Genomic DNA, 17,468 nt, shown 5'->3' on the forward strand with positions numbered 1-17,468 from the left:
CTGCCGAGGCGAAGGTGCCGAGATGTTCAGGATCTTTCCCAGTGTTCCCATCACATGGCGTTCGTCGTCGTGCGTCCAGTTCGGTGCCGATGATCCTGTGCTCATCGACGGGCTGCTTCCGGCCGATGTCAGTCTCATCGAGGATCTGCGGCTGGGCATCGGCTCTTCCCAGTTCTATGCGCGCGCTCAGGAGCTCGGGGCAGATCTCAGTCGGGCCAGCTCCCTCATCACGCTGCTCGGCGAGGCCGGCGTGCTGGTTCCTGAAGGTCCGGACTCGGGAGCCGTTCGGAAAGGCTCGCCCGTCTTCGCCGCCGCACGTTCCTTCGGTCTGGCTCCCGACCGAGTCTCACAGATCCTCGGTGCTCGTCCCGTGCTGGTCACCGGTCCGCTGCGGGCGCAGGCAGAAGGGCAGCTCGCTGCACTCGGCTTTGCGATCTCCTCAGCCCGTCGCATTGACGAGCTGAACCTGATGAGCGCTCCCATCGTCGTTGCGAGTTCCCATCTGGTTCCGGACCTGCATGCGGCCATATGGCTGAACGACCGTGAGATCGACCATTGCCAGGTGGTGCTCGGTGAACATGCCGTGGAGATCACAGGGCTCATCCGTCCCGGGCGGACTCCGTGCACGATGTGTCAGTGCCTGCATCGCAAGGACAGCGATTCCGGATGGCTCGAGCAGTATCCTCGCCTGCGGGCCCTTGCCGATCGCGAGACTCTGTGCGATCCCGCCGCGCGCATCCTCGGCTCGGCACATGTCGCTCAGCTGCTCCGGCAGGCTCTCCTGCGTCCCGAACTCGCTCTCGTCGCCCGGAGCATCTCGCTCGAGTCGGGAGGTGTGGACGACCACGGGCCGACCTTCCACGAGCGATGTCGATGTCGGGCGCCCGTGCCCGATTTCGGTTCACTCGGAGAGCAGGCTCAATAGACTCTTTCCGTACAGCTCGAGCTTCGTCGCCCCGACCCCGGGCACGCGTGCAAGCTCCTCGAAATCACGTGGACGGACCTCGGCGATGACGGACAGGGACGTGTCGGTGAGCACCAGGTAGGGCGGAAGCCCCTGTTCCATACCTACTCGAACCCTCCAACGCCGAAGTCGGTCGAGGAGATCGAAGTCGATGTCTGCGGGGCATTCGGAGCAGCGCCCCACAGCCCTGTCGACTTGCGAGACCAACGCTCGTCCGCATCCGCGACAGCGGTTGAGGCTCGCCGTATTCGCAGGCTTTCGCCCTCCGCCCCTCGCGTGGCCGACCTGTCCGAGTTCCGAGAGGAACCGGGAAGCCTTGCGAGGTTTCTGCTTCGACTCGAAGCGGGCCAGCGACCAGCTCATCGCCAGCTCCTTTCCGGCACGGGTCAGCGCAACGTAGAACAGGCGCCGTTCTTCGGCAATCGCGCGGGGCGTCTGCGCATAGCTGATCGGCAGGAGTCCTTCACTCAGGCCCACAAGATGGACGCTGTCCCATTCCAGACCTTTGGCAGCGTGGAACGACGCCAAGGTGACACCTTCGATGTCGGGAGCGAACTGGTGTTCGGCCCGGTCGGCCAGATCATCGAGGAAGGCTCCCATCGGGACAGGCAGTTCCTGACCCGTTTGATGCTCCTCGGCGAGGTCCACGAGCGCTTTGAGCGATTCCCACCGCTGCCGGCTTGCTCCGGGACCGGGCGGTTCGCGTGTGAAGCCGAGAGACCCGAGCACCTCCATCACGGCATCGGGCAGCCGCTGCCCGCTCGAGGTCGCACGCGCGGCCTTGAGCATGAGGACCGCTTCCTTGACCTCCTTGCGTGCGAAGAAGCGTTCACCCCCACGCAGCACATAAGGGATCCCCGCAGCGGCCAGTGCCTGCTCATAGGCGGGACTCTGCCCGTTCGTGCGGAAGAGCACCGCAATGTTGCGGGGACGACGCCCCGCCCGGATCTCAGCCGAGATCGCTTGGACGACACCGTTCGCCTCTGCTTCGTCGCTCGGGTATTCGGCCATGCTCGGGGGCTTGCCTTCGGCATTGTCGGTACGCAGGGTCAAGGCGGTCTTTGCCGTGTACCGGAGCAGATTGTTCGCTGTGGTCACGATCGACTGCGAAGACCTGTAGTTGCGCACCAGCCGGACCGTTCTGGCTTCGGGCATCGCAGTGCCCAGAGAACCCAGCAGACTCGCGTCGGCTCCGGCGAAGGAGTAGATGGTCTGTGCGGGGTCGCCGACGACGCAGAGATTGTCGCGTGGGCCCAGCCACCGAGAGAGCACATCGAACTGCAGCGGAGAGACGTCCTGGAACTCGTCGACGACGAAGTGTCGGTACTGTTCGCGGATCTCTGCAGCGATGGCCGGGTATTCGGCGAGGACGCCCGAGAGCACGAGCAGCACATCGTCGAAGTCGAGCAGGCGCCCGCGTGTCTTCGCCTCCCCATAGGCTTCGAAGATGCGGACCATGTCATCGACACCCAACTGTCCGGGCAGATCACGCGCCGCCGCCTTCGTCGCATAGTCGTCGACGCCGAGCAGCGAGGCAGCGGCGAATTCGATCTCCGAGGCGACGTCTCGGGTCAGCTCCCGGCTGGTCTCCAGACCGAGACTCTGCATGACCGATCCGATGATTCCGGCCTTGTTCTCGATGATGCGGGGAAAATCGCCTTCGGCGAATCGGTCCCAGAAGAAGCGCAGCTGGCGCAGAGCCGCCGAGTGGAAGGTCCGAGCCTGCACGGCGGGCACGCCGAGGCCCCGCAGCCGCGACCGCATCTCACCGGCCGCCTTTGCAGTGAATGTCAGGGCCAGAACATGGTTGGGAGGAAACACTTCGGTGGCGATTCCATAGGCGATGCGGTGTGTCATGGCGCGTGTCTTGCCGGTGCCGGCTCCGGCGAGGACGATCACCGGGGAGTCGAAGTGAGTCGCGACTTCGCGCTGCTCCTCGTCCAGGGCCTCCAGCAGGGCCGTGGCCGAAGCGTTCACGCGTTGTCCAACCAGCTGCAGAGAAGCTGACCGGCGATCGAGATCGTCGACGGGGCGCGAACGGCCTTCTCGGCTATGGCTGTGCGAAGCTCGTCGCGGGTGAACCAGCGCAGTGAAGCGATCTCGGACCTGTCCGCGGCGAATTCCCGGTTCGGTGCCTCTGCAGAGAACCCCAGCATGAGCGAACAGGGGAAGGGCCAGGGTTGGGAACCGAGGTACTGCGGGTTCGTGACCTCGAGGTGGGCTTCCTCCCAGATCTCGCGGATCACCGCATGTTCGAGAGTCTCGCCCGGTTCGACGAATCCGGCCAGAAGGGAATACCGGTCGGCTTCCCAAGCGGCGTTGTTGCCCAGCAGCACGCGTTCGACTCCGTCCTCATCCGTGTTGACGATGACGACGATGACGGCGGGGTCCGTGCGGGGAAAGTGCTCGCTGCCGGTCTCCGGGTCGCGGCGCACCCACCCGCCGAGAACCGGTGTGGTCGGAGCTCCGGTACGCGGAGAGAACCGGTGGGCCCGGTGCCAGTTCCCGACGCCGACGACTTCGACAGCAAGCGACACCTGCACATCGTCGAGAGCCTCGGCCAAATGCCGCAGCGGCAGCCAAACGGGTTCGGAGCTGTCGATGCCCTCCCCCGGAGCGGTGAGCAGATCGCTGGCATCACGTGCGCGGGAGACGTCGAGAGCGGAATCGAGGTGGCTGCGCCCCTCGTCATCGAGGGAGACTCCGATGTACCGGGTGCCCAGACGATCCCGACCGAGATAGATCTCCGTCTGCCCGTCCGGCACCAGACTGCGATCGCTGAGGAAGAGACCGCCGGCGGAGACGAGCAGCGTCCCGCGATGTTCGAAGACAGGCACGGCCCCTGCGGCCCAGATCTCAGACAGGTCGCCGTCCTGACCACGGGTGAGATGGTCACGATCGATTCCATGACGGGCGAGACTGATCGGCTGCACGGGAGGCAATGGCTTCATGTCTTCCACGATAACTTAAGCCCCTGACGCAGGCGGGCCCGAGCGAAGCAGCCTCCAGACACGCTCGACGGCGAGTCCCGTGTCTCAGCGCAAGGCAGACGGTAGATTGGGGAAGGTGGATACCAAGGCGCTCAAGTTGACTGCGATCGCGGCGACGATGCTCGACGGCTTCGCACCGACGAAATGGACACCCCTGCCGCCCCTCGACGCCGGAGTCCGAGTACTTCTCGGCGATGACCGGCAGGAGCTTGTCGCGACGGCCCAGACCCAGCTCGATCGCACCGCGGACATCGGATCCGCTGCCGAGGCGGGTCGGATCTACGATTCCATGTACCCGCACGCGGACTTCACCTGGCCGCATCTGCGCGCCATCACCGAAGTGGATGCCGAGTACTTCGAGACCTCCACACCGACGGCGGTCACCCTGGTCGATCCCCTGCCGGGTGCACCGCTCGGCGATGTGCCCATCGCCGATACGGCCCGGGCCAGTTCTTTCGCGCAGGCGCTGGCAACCGTGCATTCGGCAGCCCCCGAACCGGTGTCCGAAGCCGGGTTCCCCGTCGAAGATCCGTCCCGATCCCAGTTCCTCATCCTCGAACGACTCGATCAGGCAGCGAGCACCGGACGGGTGCCCTCAGCGCTGCTCCAGCATTGGGAAGAGGAGTTCGAGAAGGTCGCTCTCTGGCATTTTCTGGCCACGCCGATCCATGGGTCCATCGATGAGACCAGCGTCTACACCGATCAGGAGCGAGTGCTGGCCCTGTCCGAGATCGGCAGACTGCGTGTCGCCGATCCTGCCATCGATCTGGCCGCAGCCTCGGCGCTCATCGATCCGGCCGCGCTGCCGACGTTCTACGAGGAATACCGCAGCGCGCGCCCCCGAGCCGATGAGCACGTCATTGCACGTGCCGAGCTGCTCGCCGAATTCGCGGTCGTCGACTGGCTGCTCGAAGCCGTCGACTCCGGCGACGAATCTGCGATCAACGATGCCGCCGATCTGCTGACCTCGTTCAACGACGTGCTCTTCGCCGGCTCCGCCGATGCACAGACGGATCAGGCTTCGGCGGCCTCTGCTGAAGCGGACACTGGGAACTCGAACCCTGCCGAAGCATCGCAATCGGCCGGTGGCACGGCCGAACCGGACGTCGAAGCCGCCATCACCGAGAACGAACCCTCCGATGTGTTCATCCCCCGGGCACGGCCGACCGACACTGCGTCCGACGGCACTTCCGACCGCGATTCCGAACCCGGATCCGGTGTCACCACCGAGCCCACTCCGGACACGGTCGACGGTGACGAAACCGGTCCGATCTCACGGCCGGATCGTCCCTGAACTCACGAGTTCTGCCCCTAGGCTTCCGATCCGCCCCTGAAGCGAATCGGACCTGCCCGGGGCGCCACGCGGGCGATCGGTGGAACAGAGGCGTTCAGCCGAGGTCGTTGGCGTCGAGCCACTGGATGACGTCGTCCTCATCGGGCAATTCCGTGAAGCGGACGACCTCGTCGCTGCCGACGAAGTAGAACGTGCCCGTAACCTCGCTGATCTCCGGATGTGCACGCAGAATCGCGAATCGGTACAGCGCCAGCTGCCACTTCATCACCTCGAGCACCTGAGTGTCGGGCTTCTTCGACGTCTTCCAGTCGACGACCTCGGCATGGCCGTCGGTGATGAAGACCGCATCGATCTTTCCGGGCACCCGGAACCGACCGAGGACGAGCTCGAACGACATCTCGACATGGTCGGCCCGCCGGGTGGCGAACTCTGAGGCGAGGAAGGTCGACTGCAGCCGTTTGATCGTGGCGGCATCGATCGGGCGGACGGCTTCGTCCTCGCCGATGTCGATGCTCGACTGGCCGAAGTGCTGTTCGACCCAGGAGTGGAAGTTCGTGCCGATCTCAGCCGCCCGACTCGGTGGCGTCGGAATCGGTCGCAGCACCTGTGTGCGGAATCCCTGCGGATCCCGTCGCCACGAGACGAGAGCGGTTGCGGACAGGCGGTCGGGCATGCCAGCCGTCGCTGCCGCCCCCGGCCGGGCACCGACCCGCAGTGCTTGAGCGGCGTACCGGCCGACGTCCCCGTGAACGTCAGCCAGCGTCTCCAGACTCACCTCGGGACTGGCTTCGACCCATGATGCTGCCTGTTGCGCCGCGGCGACCTGCCGGGTGCGCGGCACCGGCCATTCGGTGGTCTCGATCCTGTCTTCTCCGGATTCATCGGCCGGCTCTGGAATGTCGACCGTCAGTCCCAACGCTTCGACCGCTTCGGTGAGGAATGGGGACAGCTCGTCGGGTTCCGTCCGCGATCCCATCAGTTCCGCGCCGAGCCACAGGTGGCGTTTGGCACGAGTGAAGGCGACATATGCCAGCCGTCTCTCTTCGGCCACATGTGCATCGGCGATATGTGGGCGGATGAAGTCTCCGATCCATTCGTCGAGTGCCTTCTTCGTGTCGAACTGTGCTTCCCGCAGGTCGAAGTCGACGAGGTGTGCGCGGTCTCCGCGCAGCGGATACGGCAGTGCGGTGCGGTCCATCCACCCCTCCTTGTCACGCGGTTCGGTCGGGAAGTCCTTGACCACCAGCGACGGCACGGCCACAGCATCGAATTCGAGCCCCTTCGAAGCGTGAACGGTCATGATGTTGATCGCCTCAGCGGCGGCCGTCGGTTCGGCCGTGCTCAGCGCATCATGGGCCTCCATGAGGCTCAGCCATGACAGGAACCCGGGAATCGAAGGGCGGTCGTCGGCGGCCGAATACTGGCTGGCTGCGGACAGGAACGCATCGAGGGCCGACCGATGCAGATTGCGCAGCGAATCGCTCAACCCCCAGACGTCGGAGTCGATTCCGGTCTCCGTCATAGCGGTTCGGATGATCGAGGAGATCGTGCCGGTGCCTGATCGAGTGGTGCGCAGGGCACGGGCAAGACGGACCAGCCGCTGCAGCGCTTCGGTGCTCAGACCAGAGCTGCGGTAGTCGGACAGCAGCGCTTTGTCGGTCGCCGAGCGCGGACCGTGGTCGAGTGCTCGGTCCACTTCGACGAGTTCGTCGAGACCTTCGACGATCGTCGCCTGATCGATGGCTTCGACGATGACCTCGGCGGGATCGGCAGCGGTCTCGGCGCGCTCTGCCTGGCGCCGTTCGGTCTGCCGGCGGGTGAAGGCCTGCAGCCCGGCGATGTCGGCGGCGCCGAGGCCGAGCATGCGGCCGCTGATGAGCCGCATGAGTTCGTCTCCGGCCATGGGATCGATCGCGGCGGTGAGCACCGACCGCAGGTCGGCGACGAAGGGGTCGCTGAGGAGCCCGGAGGATCCATGCACGTGGACGGCGAACCCGGCGGCTTCGAGCGCGGCGGCCACCGGCGCGAAGTGTGCGCGTTTTCGGCACAGCACGGCCTTCGTCGCACCCTCGGGGATGGTGGCGAACCAGTCGGTGACTGCTCTCAGACCGTTGGTCAGATAGTCCGGGTCATGAGCGCCCGAGCTGACCTCGACACTCACCTCACCATCGCCGGCCCCGTCCCTGGCCGACAGTGGGGGTTCGCTGCTGTCGGTGAGCCCGTCGGCGATGCGGTTGGCAACCTGGAGAATGGTGCGGTCGTTCCTCCAACTTGTGCTCAGGGTCAGCGATTCGACGTTGTGGAAGTCGGAGGAGAAGCGGATCATATTGTCGGCACTGGCGCCGCGCCAGCCGTAGATGGCCTGCCTCGGATCGCCGACCGCGGTCACAGCGGTGGAGTGGAAGAGGTCGCGCAGCAGTGTGAGCTGGGCGACCGAGGTGTCTTGGAATTCGTCGAGGAGGACGATCTTCCACCGCGCCCGTTCGGCGGCGGCCGCTGCCGGCACCTGATCGATGATGCGTTGGGCGAACCGCACCTGGTCGGAGAAGTCCATCGCCAGGTTGCGTCGCTTCTCGCGCATATAGGCGTCGGCCAGTCGCGCTGTCCGGATCTTCGCTTCGAGCTTCGCCCGTCGCCCGTTGGGGTCGACAGGTCTGCCTTTGCTCGACACGAGGGCGGCCAGACACTGTTCGAGGTATTCGGTGACTTCACCGACATCGCGACCGTGGTCGTTCATCGCGCCGGCGAATGCGATGACATCGGAGATCATCGTCTCGCGGGAGAAGTTTCCGGGGATCTCATCCGGCGGGGTGGCGTCGATGAGGTCTCCGGCGATGGTGTGTGCGGTGGCATCGTCGAGGAGCACTGTTTCGGGTTCGATGCCGATGCTCACTCCGTGTTCGCTGACGATTGAGGCGGCGTAGGAGTTGTAGGTCGACACCGTCGGATTGTCCAGTCCCGGCAGGGAGAGCTCCTGTCCCATGCCGAGGTTGTGACGCAGTCGGGACAGGAGGACCCGGATGCGGCCGCCGAGCTCGCCGACGGCCTTGCGGGTGAAGGTGAGGCCGAGGATCTCCTCCGGGGACACGTGGCCGTTGGCCACGAGCCACACCACACGTTGGGAGATGACCGTGGTCTTGCCCGATCCGGCACCGGCAGTGACTTTCATCGACTGCGCCGGGTCGGCTTCGATGATGACCCGCTGCTCGGGGCTCGGTGGGAAAGCCTGCGCGGGCTCGGCCGCGGTCAGACGGGCCAGCTGCTCGGCGCTGTAGCGCATCAGTCATCCTCCAACATCTTCGGACCGATCGCCGGGCAGGACGATCGCACGGGGCAGGACTTGCATTTCTGCTGCTCGACTCGGGCAGGGAAGCTCGCCGCCCGCATCCGGCCGGACACGTCGTCGATGAGCTCGCGTGCCCACTTCGGGTTCTCGTCGATCTCGAGTGCCGGCTGCTCCCGGACGGTGCGGGAGGACTTGCGGAGGAAGACGAGCTCGGCCCCGAAGGCTTCAGCGTCGAGTTCCTCATCCTCGCCGATCCGGATGGTGCCGGAGTTGATCGCCTCCTGATACACCCCGAGTTGCGCGTGGCGGTCCATCTCCTTTCCGGCGACGACGTTGCGGCCGGTTTTGAAGTCGACGATGCGCAGTCCCCCGGAGACCTCCTCGACCCGATCGAGGCGACCGGTCACCTTCCACCGGCGCCCTGCGTCATCGACGCCGGCGGCATAGACCTGCGCTTCGACTCCGACGAGGCTGCCGGGAGCGTTCTCAATGTATTCGCCGAGGCGGTCGGCCATCTTCATCGCCACATCGAGTTCCCGTTCGCGTTCCCACTCGGCATCGAATTCGAGAGAGGAGAATTCGCCTGCGACGAAGTCGCGGATCGCTGAGGTCGGTCCTTCGGGGTAGTTCTCGGCGGCTGCGTGGATGATGGTGCCCAGGTTCTGTGCGGTCGAACTCGCGCGATCGCCGCCATTGCGAGTGAGGAACCAGCGCAGAGAGCAATCGGTGAAGGCTTCGACCTGGGACGGCGAGACGCGGACAGTGTCGGAGTCGGTGTACAGCGGATCGAACGAAGTGATGTCTTCGGATTCACGCCAGCGGCTCGGGTCTTCGACTGCCGGGCTGGCCGCGGAGAACGCCCGCATCAGCTGCGCCCAGCTCAGGGTCTCGGAATCCGGGGCGTCTGCCTGCTGGGCTGCCGCGGTCTGCAGCAGATGGGCTCGGGCGTGTGCTGCCATCTCCGGCAGAGTCAGCGGCGGCAGCTCGTCTTCATGGGTGATCGCATAGCCGTCGGCGACCTCGGTGCCCTTGGCGGTTCCCGCAGCCAGCACGTCGAAGAAAGGGGAGGGTTCGGTTTCGGCATCGGTGACTGCGGTGACGATGACCTTCTGCTGGGCACGGCTGAGCGCGGTGTAGAAGAGCTCGCCCTCTTCCCGCAGGTTCGTCTTCTTCGCATGAGCGTGATATCCAGGGTCGGCTGTCACGGTCTCTCCGCTCGTCAGCACGGACGCGAGGTCGGTCAGTCCGAGGATGCCGCCGCGCAGCTTCGGGTTCGGCCACACTCCCTCGTTGACTTCGGCGATGATGACCAGCGGCACGCGCACATGAGCCAACGATGAGGGCGTGCCGACGCGAACATGGTCGGCGAATCCCGCAGTGTCGGCCAGGGAGTCCTGAGCGATGTCCTGTTCGGCGACGATCCCCGCGAAGGATCGTGCGGTGAAGCCGCCGCGGTCGGCGATCTTCTCGGCCAACGCGAACAGGCGCAGCACCGAGTCGAGGTAGCCGTTGGTCACGGACTCGGGGTCCTGCAGGGCTTCGTTCTGCCACTTCTGCGCGACACCGGCGGCTTCCCAGATCGTCCACAGTGCTTGGTGGGGGTCGTCGGTGCCGACCGCAGCGGCGGCGTGGAGCATGCGCGAGATCGTCGCCAGTGCCTGCGGGGACGAATCGTCGATGGGGCTGCGCAGCGCCAGCGCGAGAGAGGCGGTGCTGCTGGGCGCGGGGAACCGGCGGCGCACGGTGCGGCGGAAGCGGCGGATCTGCACGGGGTCGAGCCGAACGTAGATGCTGCCGGCCAGGGACAGGGCGAGTTCGGCGATGGACTCATCGTCGTCGAAATCAGGCGTCGTCGACAGCAGCTCCAGGAGCGGAGCTGTGGCCGGGTCGACGTTGAGCGGCTGCATCAGAGTGGCGATGGAGACACCGGAGGCCCGCAGCTCATTGGCGATCGACCGCGCGCTGTTCGCGTTTCTGCAGATGAGGGCCACATCCGACCAGGAGTGTCCATCTTCGACGAAGTTCGTGATCCGCCGGGCCAGATACCGGGTGCCCGAAGCGCTGCCCTCGAACACGTGAGTCTCCAGATGCGCGTCCAGTGCCGTCTCCGGAGACACCGACTCCGCGGGGACCTCGGCAGGTGCTCGTGTGTTCGCCGCCGACTCGTCGCCCAAACCACCAGCGGAGTCGAAGGACGAGTCCGCGGAGGAATCGGCGGCGGGTGCTGCTGTGGGGCGTGGTCGGGGCATATGGCCCAGTGACCACCGGGTCGTGATTCGGGCACCGAAGCCGTCGATGGTCTCGGCCAGAGCGGGGTCGACGTCCCACAGTTCGTTGAGGACGATGGTGTCGAATCCCGTGTCCGCGGTGGCCCGGTCGATGATCGAGGCGTCCGCACCGTGGAAGCGCCCGGTCACCGTCTCCGGAGTTCCGAACAGGGCGATCGCGCTGCCGCGGTCACGCAGCTGTTCGAGGATGCCCCAGCTGGCCGCCGGGAAATCCTGCACACCATCGGCGAGGACCACCGTCGGCACCCGATCGGGAGCGAACGACCATGTTCTGCCGGCGGTCGCCTCGGCGGGTTCACGGAAGATCTCGAACGCCGCCAGAGCGAGCACGGTGGCGGAATCGACACCGCCGTAACCGGGCATCGACAGGATGCCGAGGTATTCGTCGAGGATCTCGGCGATCGCTTCCCACCGCGGATCGGGGCACCGGGCGAGGACGCGGCCGAGAGCGGTGCGACCGAAGTCGAAGATGTGCTCGCTCGGGCCGGTGACGGTCGATGACGGTTCGGGCGTGCGGATCCCGAAGTCGAACTCCATCACTCGGTTGAGTGCATCGCGGACCTCGGTGCGGAAAGCCGAGGTCGAGCGCACCTCGGCGGTGAGTTCCGGGGGCCACAGCGGTCCACGGGAGTGACCGAGCTCATGCCCTGCCAGCAGGTCGGCCAGGAACACGTCCTGGTCGGCTCCGGAGATGAACTCGAGGTCTTCGCCTGTGCGTGTCGTGTGTGCGGCACGGGCGATTCCGTAGGCGTAGGAGGCGAGGCTGCGGGCGGCGGCGCCGGTGAGGACCGCATCGGCGGGCGGCTGCAGCCGGTTGCGCAGAACATCGGCGTGATCGCGGTCGGGGGTGAGGACGAGGACCGCGGCCGGGTCGATCCGTGTGACCAGATCCGCGTAGACGGATTCGAGCAGCGTCGTCTTCCCGGTGCCCGGTCGGCCGATGATGTTCAGGCAGCGGCCCGAGAGCAGAGCGCCGCCCATCTGCTGGGTCATCTCATCCATACTCGTATTCCATCACGAGCCGCTGACACGAGGTTCCCGAAGCTGGGACCGGCGCGTCGCCGAACGGGCGGCTCGCGCGTCGCCGATGCCGACCTGATGCCCGGGGAGGGTGTGGACTTCGCGTAGCATTGAAGAATGTCGAGTCCACAACAGAGATTGCCCCGTGACCAACGCCGCGACCAATTGGTAGGTGTCGCACGCTCCGTCTTCGCCACCCGTGGATACCGAACGACCTCCATGGACATGATCGCCGAGGCTGCCGGTGTGTCCAAGCCCGTGCTCTACCAGCACTTCGACTCGAAGCAGGACCTCTACCTCGCGCTCATCGACTCCTCGGCCGCGCACCTGGATTCCCGGCTCGCTGCAGCGCTGGAATCGACGAACGACCCGCACGAGAAGATCCGGGCCACCTACCGCGCCTACTTCGACTTCGTCGTTTCGCACCGCGAAGAGTTCGTCATCATCTTCAATTCGGATGTCTACGAGCCGAAGGCGGAGCAGAAGCTTCGCGCCCTTCGTGAGAGCTCGGCCTCCCGCGTCGTCGCCGCACTGCAGGATTTCGCCCGGCTGCGCGATGATGAAGCGCGATTCCTGTGTCGTGCTCTCATCGGCACCGCCGAGGTCGTCGTCAAACAGCTCGACTCCCAGCGCGGCATCGACGTCGATTCCGCCGTCTCTCTGCTCACGCAGATGAGCTGGGGAGGCTTGAAGTCGTTCGCCGAACGCTGACCGTTACGCTAGGCATCGGGCCCCCGGACACCGGGTACGGGCACAGCGGCTCGCGCCTCACGGTTCGTCAGCCCACAGCGGAATCCGGCGGGAAGAAACCCTCCCCCGCTGACGTTAAGCTGGACACAGTCCAATCCATCATCCGCCACCCAGATCGGCACAAGGAGCACTATGGAAATCAAGATCGGCGTCAAGCAGACCCAGCGCGAGATCACCCTCGAAACCGACGAAGACTCGAAGGCGCTGGCCGCCCGCGTCGAGGAGAAGATCCAGTCCGATGGACTGCTGACGTTCACGGACACGAAGGGTCGCCAGATCTTCGTTCCCGCCGCTTCGCTGGGCTACCTCGAACTCGGCACGGAAACCGCGCGCCGCGTGGGCTTCAGCGCCTGAGCACACTGAAGCGCATGAATGCGGAACTGACAGATGGGCCCCGGTCGCAATGACCGGGGCCCATCCGCATTCACTCTCTCAGGCGACGAGGCCGAGCGCGGACATCCGCTTCGAATGGTTCGAGGTCACCGCCGGGATCAGCTCGACGACCATGTCCTCGTCGAGGCCGAGGAAGGGATCGGTGAGCAGGCTGCGTGCCCGCCCGAGGGTCTCGGCGACGAGCTTGCGGCCCCACAGCGCCAAACGCGACGCCAACTGCGTGTCGACGGCCACTTCGGATGTCAGACGATTGCGCGCATAATCACTGGCACGTGTATCATCGAGAATTGCAATAGCCAGGCTGTATCCGGGCTCCGCGAGTTCGTCCACCGCCGTGCGGTAGAAATCATTCATGATTCCGTCGAAGACGAATCCCTTCATGAGGCTTTCGTACCAGTCGCGAGGACGAGTCCTTTCAGCCAGCGTGTTGAAGGTCGGCTCGAAGTGCTGACAGAGCTCGATCACATCCTGGCCCATCTGATCGATGTGCTGTGAGAGCTGCTCGAAGTTCGCGAAGGACTGAGAGGCCAACCGCGCCAGGATGACCTTGTCATCCAGATCCGCTGCGGTCGTCGCGTTGGTGGCCATACGTTCGAAACCGGTCAGCTCGCCGAACGCAAGAAGAGCGAGCGTTGCAGCATCATTACCGGCCAATGGGACAGAATCGGGCATAGTTCAAGACTACCGGTTCTGGGCCATGACAAGCGCGAATGCGCTAAAAGGAGTTTGGAATATGGCGGAGACAGAACCGGATTTCGCAGAGCTGGGAGTCGCCGGACCGATCGTGGCCTCACTGGCCTCAGCAGGAATCACGCACCCCTTCCCGATTCAGGCACTGACGCTGCCCGTGGCGCTGTCAGGTGCCGACATCATCGGACAGGCCAAGACGGGCACCGGAAAGACCCTGGGATTCGGAATCCCCCTGCTCCAGCGCGTCGTCGGCAAGACCGAGGACTCCTCGGTGACCACCCACCCCGAGGCGACTCCCGACAGCGTCAACGACTCCAAGGAACCGCGTCTGCCGCAGGCCCTCGTCGTCGTGCCCACCCGTGAACTGGCCAAGCAGGTCGCAGCCGATCTCGTGACCGCCTCGGTGCAGCGTGACATCGACATCATGACGATCTACGGCGGCATGGACTTCGACCCGCAGATCAACCGGCTCAAGGCCGGTGTCGATGTCGTCGTCGGCACCCCCGGCCGCCTCCTCGACCTCTACGGACGCAAGATCCTCCGCCTCCACCGCGTGCGCACCGTCGTCCTCGACGAGGCCGATGAGATGCTCGACCTCGGGTTCCTGCCCGATGTGGAGAAGATCATCAACGCCGTGCCCGCACACCGGCAGACGATGTTGTTCTCGGCGACCATGCCGGGTGCCGTCATCACACTGGCCCGTCGGTACATGAGCCAGCCCACGCACATCCGGGCCCAGGACCACGAGGACCTGTCCATGCTGGGCAAGAACACGACTCAGTTCGTCTATCGCGCCCATTCGATGGACAAGTCCGAACTCGTCGCTCGCATGCTCCAGGCCGAGGGCCGGGGCCGCACGATCATCTTCACCCGCACCAAACGGACCGCCGACAAGCTCGCGGCCGAACTCGGCGACCGCGGCTTCGACGTCAAGGCTCTGCACGGCGACCTCGGTCAGTCGCAGCGGGAGAAGGCGCTGAAGTCCTTCCGCGACGGCAAGGTCGATGTGCTCGTGGCCACCGATGTCGCCGCCCGCGGAATCGACATCGACGATGTCACCCATGTTGTCAACTACCAGTGCCCCGAAGACGAGAAGACCTACGTCCACCGCATCGGTCGCACCGGCCGCGCGGGTCACTCGGGTGTGGCCGTGACCCTTGTCGACTGGGACGACATGCCCCGTTGGCGACTGATCAACAAGGCCCTCGGCCTCGACTTCGACGAACCGGCCGAGACTTATTCGACGTCTCCGCACTTCTTCGCCGACCTCGACATCCCGAAGGGCACCAAGGGTCGCCTGCCGCGCCAGCACCCCGAAGGTGAGGACGAGACCGGCGGAGAGAAGAACCGCGGATCCGAGCGTCGTCGCGGCTCCGGCCGTGGCGGCTCCGATGACCGCCGAGGCGGCTCCTCCGACCGTCGCGGCTCCTCTTCCGGTACCGGTGAGGAAGGCCGCAAGCCGCGCCGCCAGCGCAATCGTCGGCGCACCCGCGGCGGCAAACCGGTCAACCGCGGCCATGCCGGCCAGGGTGGGCACTCGGCCACAGACGCCAGCGAGGACTGAACTGACGCCGGCGACGGCGCACAGACTTCGATGAAGGGGCCCCAACCGTGCTCGGTTGGGGCCCCTTCGCCGTCCCGTGTCCGGGTCACGGAGCCTCGTTCACTCTGCGTTCAACCTGATCTCCGAAGGCGTTCAATTCGGTGGTCAAGACTGTTCTGACGCCCTGTCTCCGATGACGAACGAGAGCGATTCATTGTTCAGTTCACGCCGTGTGGATGCCCCCTCCCCCGCAGCACCTGCCGAGGTCTCCGATCTCTCCACGAAGAGTCAGGAGCTCGCGGCCGGTCTGGACCCGGCATCCGAGTCGTCAGCGTCCGACCGCGCCTCGGACGCGGCCACCTCCCCCGGCACCCGCACCGGCAGGCGCCACCGGCACGATGTCGATGTCATGCGCGTCCTCGCCGGACTGACCGTGATGATCGGCCACTCCGGCGGTGTGCTCATCGGCCGCAGCGAGGAAGGCTCCGACGCCTGGTGGCTCGGTCATCTCGCCGAGGCTGTCAATCCCTGGGCCGTGCCCATGTTCTTCATGATCGCCGGGTGGGCCGTGCTCGCCGGTGCGCCCCCGCGCACAGAAGCGAAGATGTGGGACCGGATCGTGCGCCACCTGGTTCCGCTCGCCTCGTGGTCGGTCATCTTCGTTCTGGGATTCAACCTCTTCGACACCGATGAGGTGAATGTCCGCCATGACCTCGTGCGCAGCTTCCTCGAAGCCGGTCGCCCCGGCTTCCACCTGTGGTATCTCTACGCGTACATTCCGCTCATCCTCGTCTTCGGCACGCTCGTCCTGTTCTGGAGGAACGAGCGCCCGTGGAGGCTCGCGGCTCTCGCCCTGGTGCTGGCCGGATCGACGGTGTGGGCGCCGTTTCTGCTCGACCTCATCGGCTCCGATCAGGACGCCTGGAAATGGGGATTCGCCACCTATCAGGTCGTCTACTTCGTCATCGGTGCCTTCGTCATCCAGCACGCCGGGGAGCTGCGTCCGCCGATCTGGACGCTGTGTCTGCTCTTCGCCGCCTCGGCGCTCGGTGTCCTCTGGTGGGAGTCGCAGAAGTCCTATCCGATCGAGAACGCGAATCCGCTCATCGTGGGGCTGGCGATCAGCGTGATCCTCCTCGTCTCACGCTTGCGCCTCGGCACCCGCACGAAGAAGGTCTTCGCGCGTCTGGCGTCAGCGTCGTTCGGCGCGTTCCTCGTCCATGTGTTCTTCCTCGAACTCTTCTTCGAACGCCTCTACGATGTCGAGGCCGGACCGGTCGTCCTCGTCATCCAGTACCTCGGTTTCCTTGCCGCCATGGCCGCCGTGTCCTATGCGCTGAGCTTTGCGTGGGGACGGCTGCGGCTGCGGCGAATCCTCGGCTGAGCTCAGCCTTGGATGTAGTCGACGCCGCCGGGTCGTGAGGCGGCGCGGTCGAGGAGTCTGGTGAGCATGTGGTCGGAGGTGACGTGTTCGCCGAGGCGGTTGGGTTTGCCCGTGCCGTGGTAGTCGCTCGACCCGGTGATGATGAGGTCGTTCTCATGGGCGAGTCGACGCATCGCCTCCCGTTCCTGAGGCGGGTTGTCCCGATGGTCGACTTCGAGCCCGTCGAGACCGGCGGCGATGAACTCGGTCATCGCTGAATCGGGCACGACCCGTCCGCGCATGGCGGCACGAGGATGGGCGAAGACCGAGACTCCTCCGGCTTCGCGGATGAGACCGATCGCGGTGATCGGGTCGATCGTCGGCAGCGCCACATGGTATTTGCCGCGGCTGGACAGGATGGAGGAGAACGCTTCAGTGCGGTTCTCCACGACACCGGCGGCCACGAGGGCATCGGCGATGTGCGGTCGCCCGATCGTCGCGTCTTCGCCGGAGACCGAGAGGACTGCGTCCATGTCGATGGGATAGTCCTCGGCAAGGCGCTCGATGATGAGGTGCGTGCGGTGCAGACGTGCCCGCCTGGTCTCCTGCACGACTTCGGCCAGTCCTGTGTTGTACGGGTCATGAAGGTAGGACAGCAGGTGCACACTGATGCCTTCGTAACGACAGGAGATCTCCATTCCCCGAACCAGCCCGAGCCCGTAGACGCGTGCGGCGTCCTCGGCCAGGGTCCAGCCCGCGGTGGTGTCGTGGTCGGTGATGCCGACGACGTCGATGCCCTCCATCGAGGCTTCGGAGATGAGTTCGGAAGGAGTTTGGGTCCCGTCCGAGAATGCGGTGTGCACATGGAGATCGATGACCATGATCAC

General features: G+C 65.5%; 12 protein-coding genes. 6 read left to right on the forward strand and 6 right to left on the reverse strand.

Going from position 1 to position 17,468, the window contains the following annotated elements:
• The first annotated feature begins 22 nt into the window (after positions 1-22).
• Entirely contained in the window at positions 23-925 is a 903-nt protein-coding gene (locus tag ACSE4D_RS00785; RefSeq protein ID WP_135538755.1) for a hypothetical protein, read from the forward strand.
• On the opposite strand, the gene ACSE4D_RS00790 is transcribed toward ACSE4D_RS00785, so the two are convergent.
• A complete protein-coding gene (locus tag ACSE4D_RS00790) occupies positions 902-2,941 on the reverse strand; it encodes an ATP-dependent DNA helicase UvrD2 (RefSeq protein WP_135538757.1) in 2,040 nt (679 codons plus the stop codon). The genes ACSE4D_RS00785 and ACSE4D_RS00790 overlap by 24 nt on opposite strands.
• Positions 2,938-3,915, reverse strand: coding sequence for an NAD(+) diphosphatase (nudC, locus tag ACSE4D_RS00795; RefSeq protein WP_425119542.1), 978 nt, complete (start codon positions 3,913-3,915; stop codon positions 2,938-2,940). Before nudC ends, ACSE4D_RS00790 begins: the two co-directional genes overlap by 4 nt.
• 115 nt (positions 3,916-4,030) lie before the next feature.
• Here nudC and ACSE4D_RS00800 point away from each other — a divergent pair, with 115 nt between their 5' ends.
• A complete protein-coding gene (locus ACSE4D_RS00800) occupies positions 4,031-5,248 on the forward strand; it encodes an aminoglycoside phosphotransferase (RefSeq protein WP_425119543.1) in 1,218 nt (405 codons plus the stop codon).
• 94 nt (positions 5,249-5,342) lie between these two features.
• Here ACSE4D_RS00800 and ACSE4D_RS00805 read toward each other — a convergent pair whose 3' ends face one another.
• Together ACSE4D_RS00805 and ACSE4D_RS00810 are read right to left on the reverse strand one after the other, a co-directional pair.
• Positions 5,343-8,528: an ATP-dependent helicase gene (locus tag ACSE4D_RS00805; protein WP_436326434.1), complete on the reverse strand. Its 3,186-nt coding sequence runs from the start codon at positions 8,526-8,528 to the stop codon at positions 5,343-5,345.
• Positions 8,528-11,824, reverse strand: coding sequence for a PD-(D/E)XK nuclease family protein (locus ACSE4D_RS00810; protein WP_436326435.1), 3,297 nt, complete (start codon positions 11,822-11,824; stop codon positions 8,528-8,530). Before ACSE4D_RS00810 ends, ACSE4D_RS00805 begins: the two co-directional genes overlap by 1 nt.
• Positions 11,825-11,959: 135 nt before the next feature.
• On the opposite strand from ACSE4D_RS00810, the gene ACSE4D_RS00815 reads away from it, so the two are divergent.
• On the forward strand, positions 11,960-12,553 hold the full coding sequence (locus ACSE4D_RS00815; RefSeq protein ID WP_135538765.1) for a TetR/AcrR family transcriptional regulator: 594 nt from the start codon (positions 11,960-11,962) through the stop codon (positions 12,551-12,553).
• 171 nt (positions 12,554-12,724) lie between these two features.
• Positions 12,725-12,946 carry a DUF3107 domain-containing protein gene (locus tag ACSE4D_RS00820; protein ID WP_135538766.1) on the forward strand — a complete coding sequence of 74 codons (222 nt, stop codon included), beginning with the start codon at positions 12,725-12,727 and terminating at the stop codon, positions 12,944-12,946.
• A 78-nt stretch (positions 12,947-13,024) separates the two neighbouring features.
• On the opposite strand, the gene ACSE4D_RS00825 is transcribed toward ACSE4D_RS00820, so the two are convergent.
• Positions 13,025-13,657 carry a ferritin-like fold-containing protein gene (locus tag ACSE4D_RS00825; RefSeq protein ID WP_436326436.1) on the reverse strand — a complete coding sequence of 211 codons (633 nt, stop codon included), beginning with the start codon at positions 13,655-13,657 and terminating at the stop codon, positions 13,025-13,027.
• A 61-nt stretch (positions 13,658-13,718) separates the two neighbouring features.
• Here ACSE4D_RS00825 and ACSE4D_RS00830 point away from each other — a divergent pair, with 61 nt between their 5' ends.
• Together ACSE4D_RS00830 and ACSE4D_RS00835 are read left to right on the forward strand one after the other, a co-directional pair.
• The gene (locus tag ACSE4D_RS00830; protein ID WP_436326437.1) at positions 13,719-15,239 is read left to right on the forward strand and encodes a DEAD/DEAH box helicase; all 1,521 of its coding nucleotides are present in this window, start codon (positions 13,719-13,721) and stop codon (positions 15,237-15,239) included.
• 172 nt (positions 15,240-15,411) lie between these two features.
• The gene (locus ACSE4D_RS00835; protein ID WP_436326438.1) at positions 15,412-16,602 is read left to right on the forward strand and encodes an acyltransferase; all 1,191 of its coding nucleotides are present in this window, start codon (positions 15,412-15,414) and stop codon (positions 16,600-16,602) included.
• Positions 16,603-16,604: 2 nt separating this feature from the next.
• On the opposite strand, the gene ACSE4D_RS00840 is transcribed toward ACSE4D_RS00835, so the two are convergent.
• Entirely contained in the window at positions 16,605-17,462 is an 858-nt protein-coding gene (locus ACSE4D_RS00840; RefSeq protein WP_135538774.1) for a PHP domain-containing protein, read from the reverse strand.
• Between the last annotated feature and the right edge of the window lie 6 nt (positions 17,463-17,468).

Origin of the sequence: Brevibacterium sp. FAM 27836, assembly GCF_051351055.1 — a bacterium.
Taxonomy (GTDB): Bacteria; Actinomycetota; Actinomycetes; order Actinomycetales; family Brevibacteriaceae; genus Brevibacterium.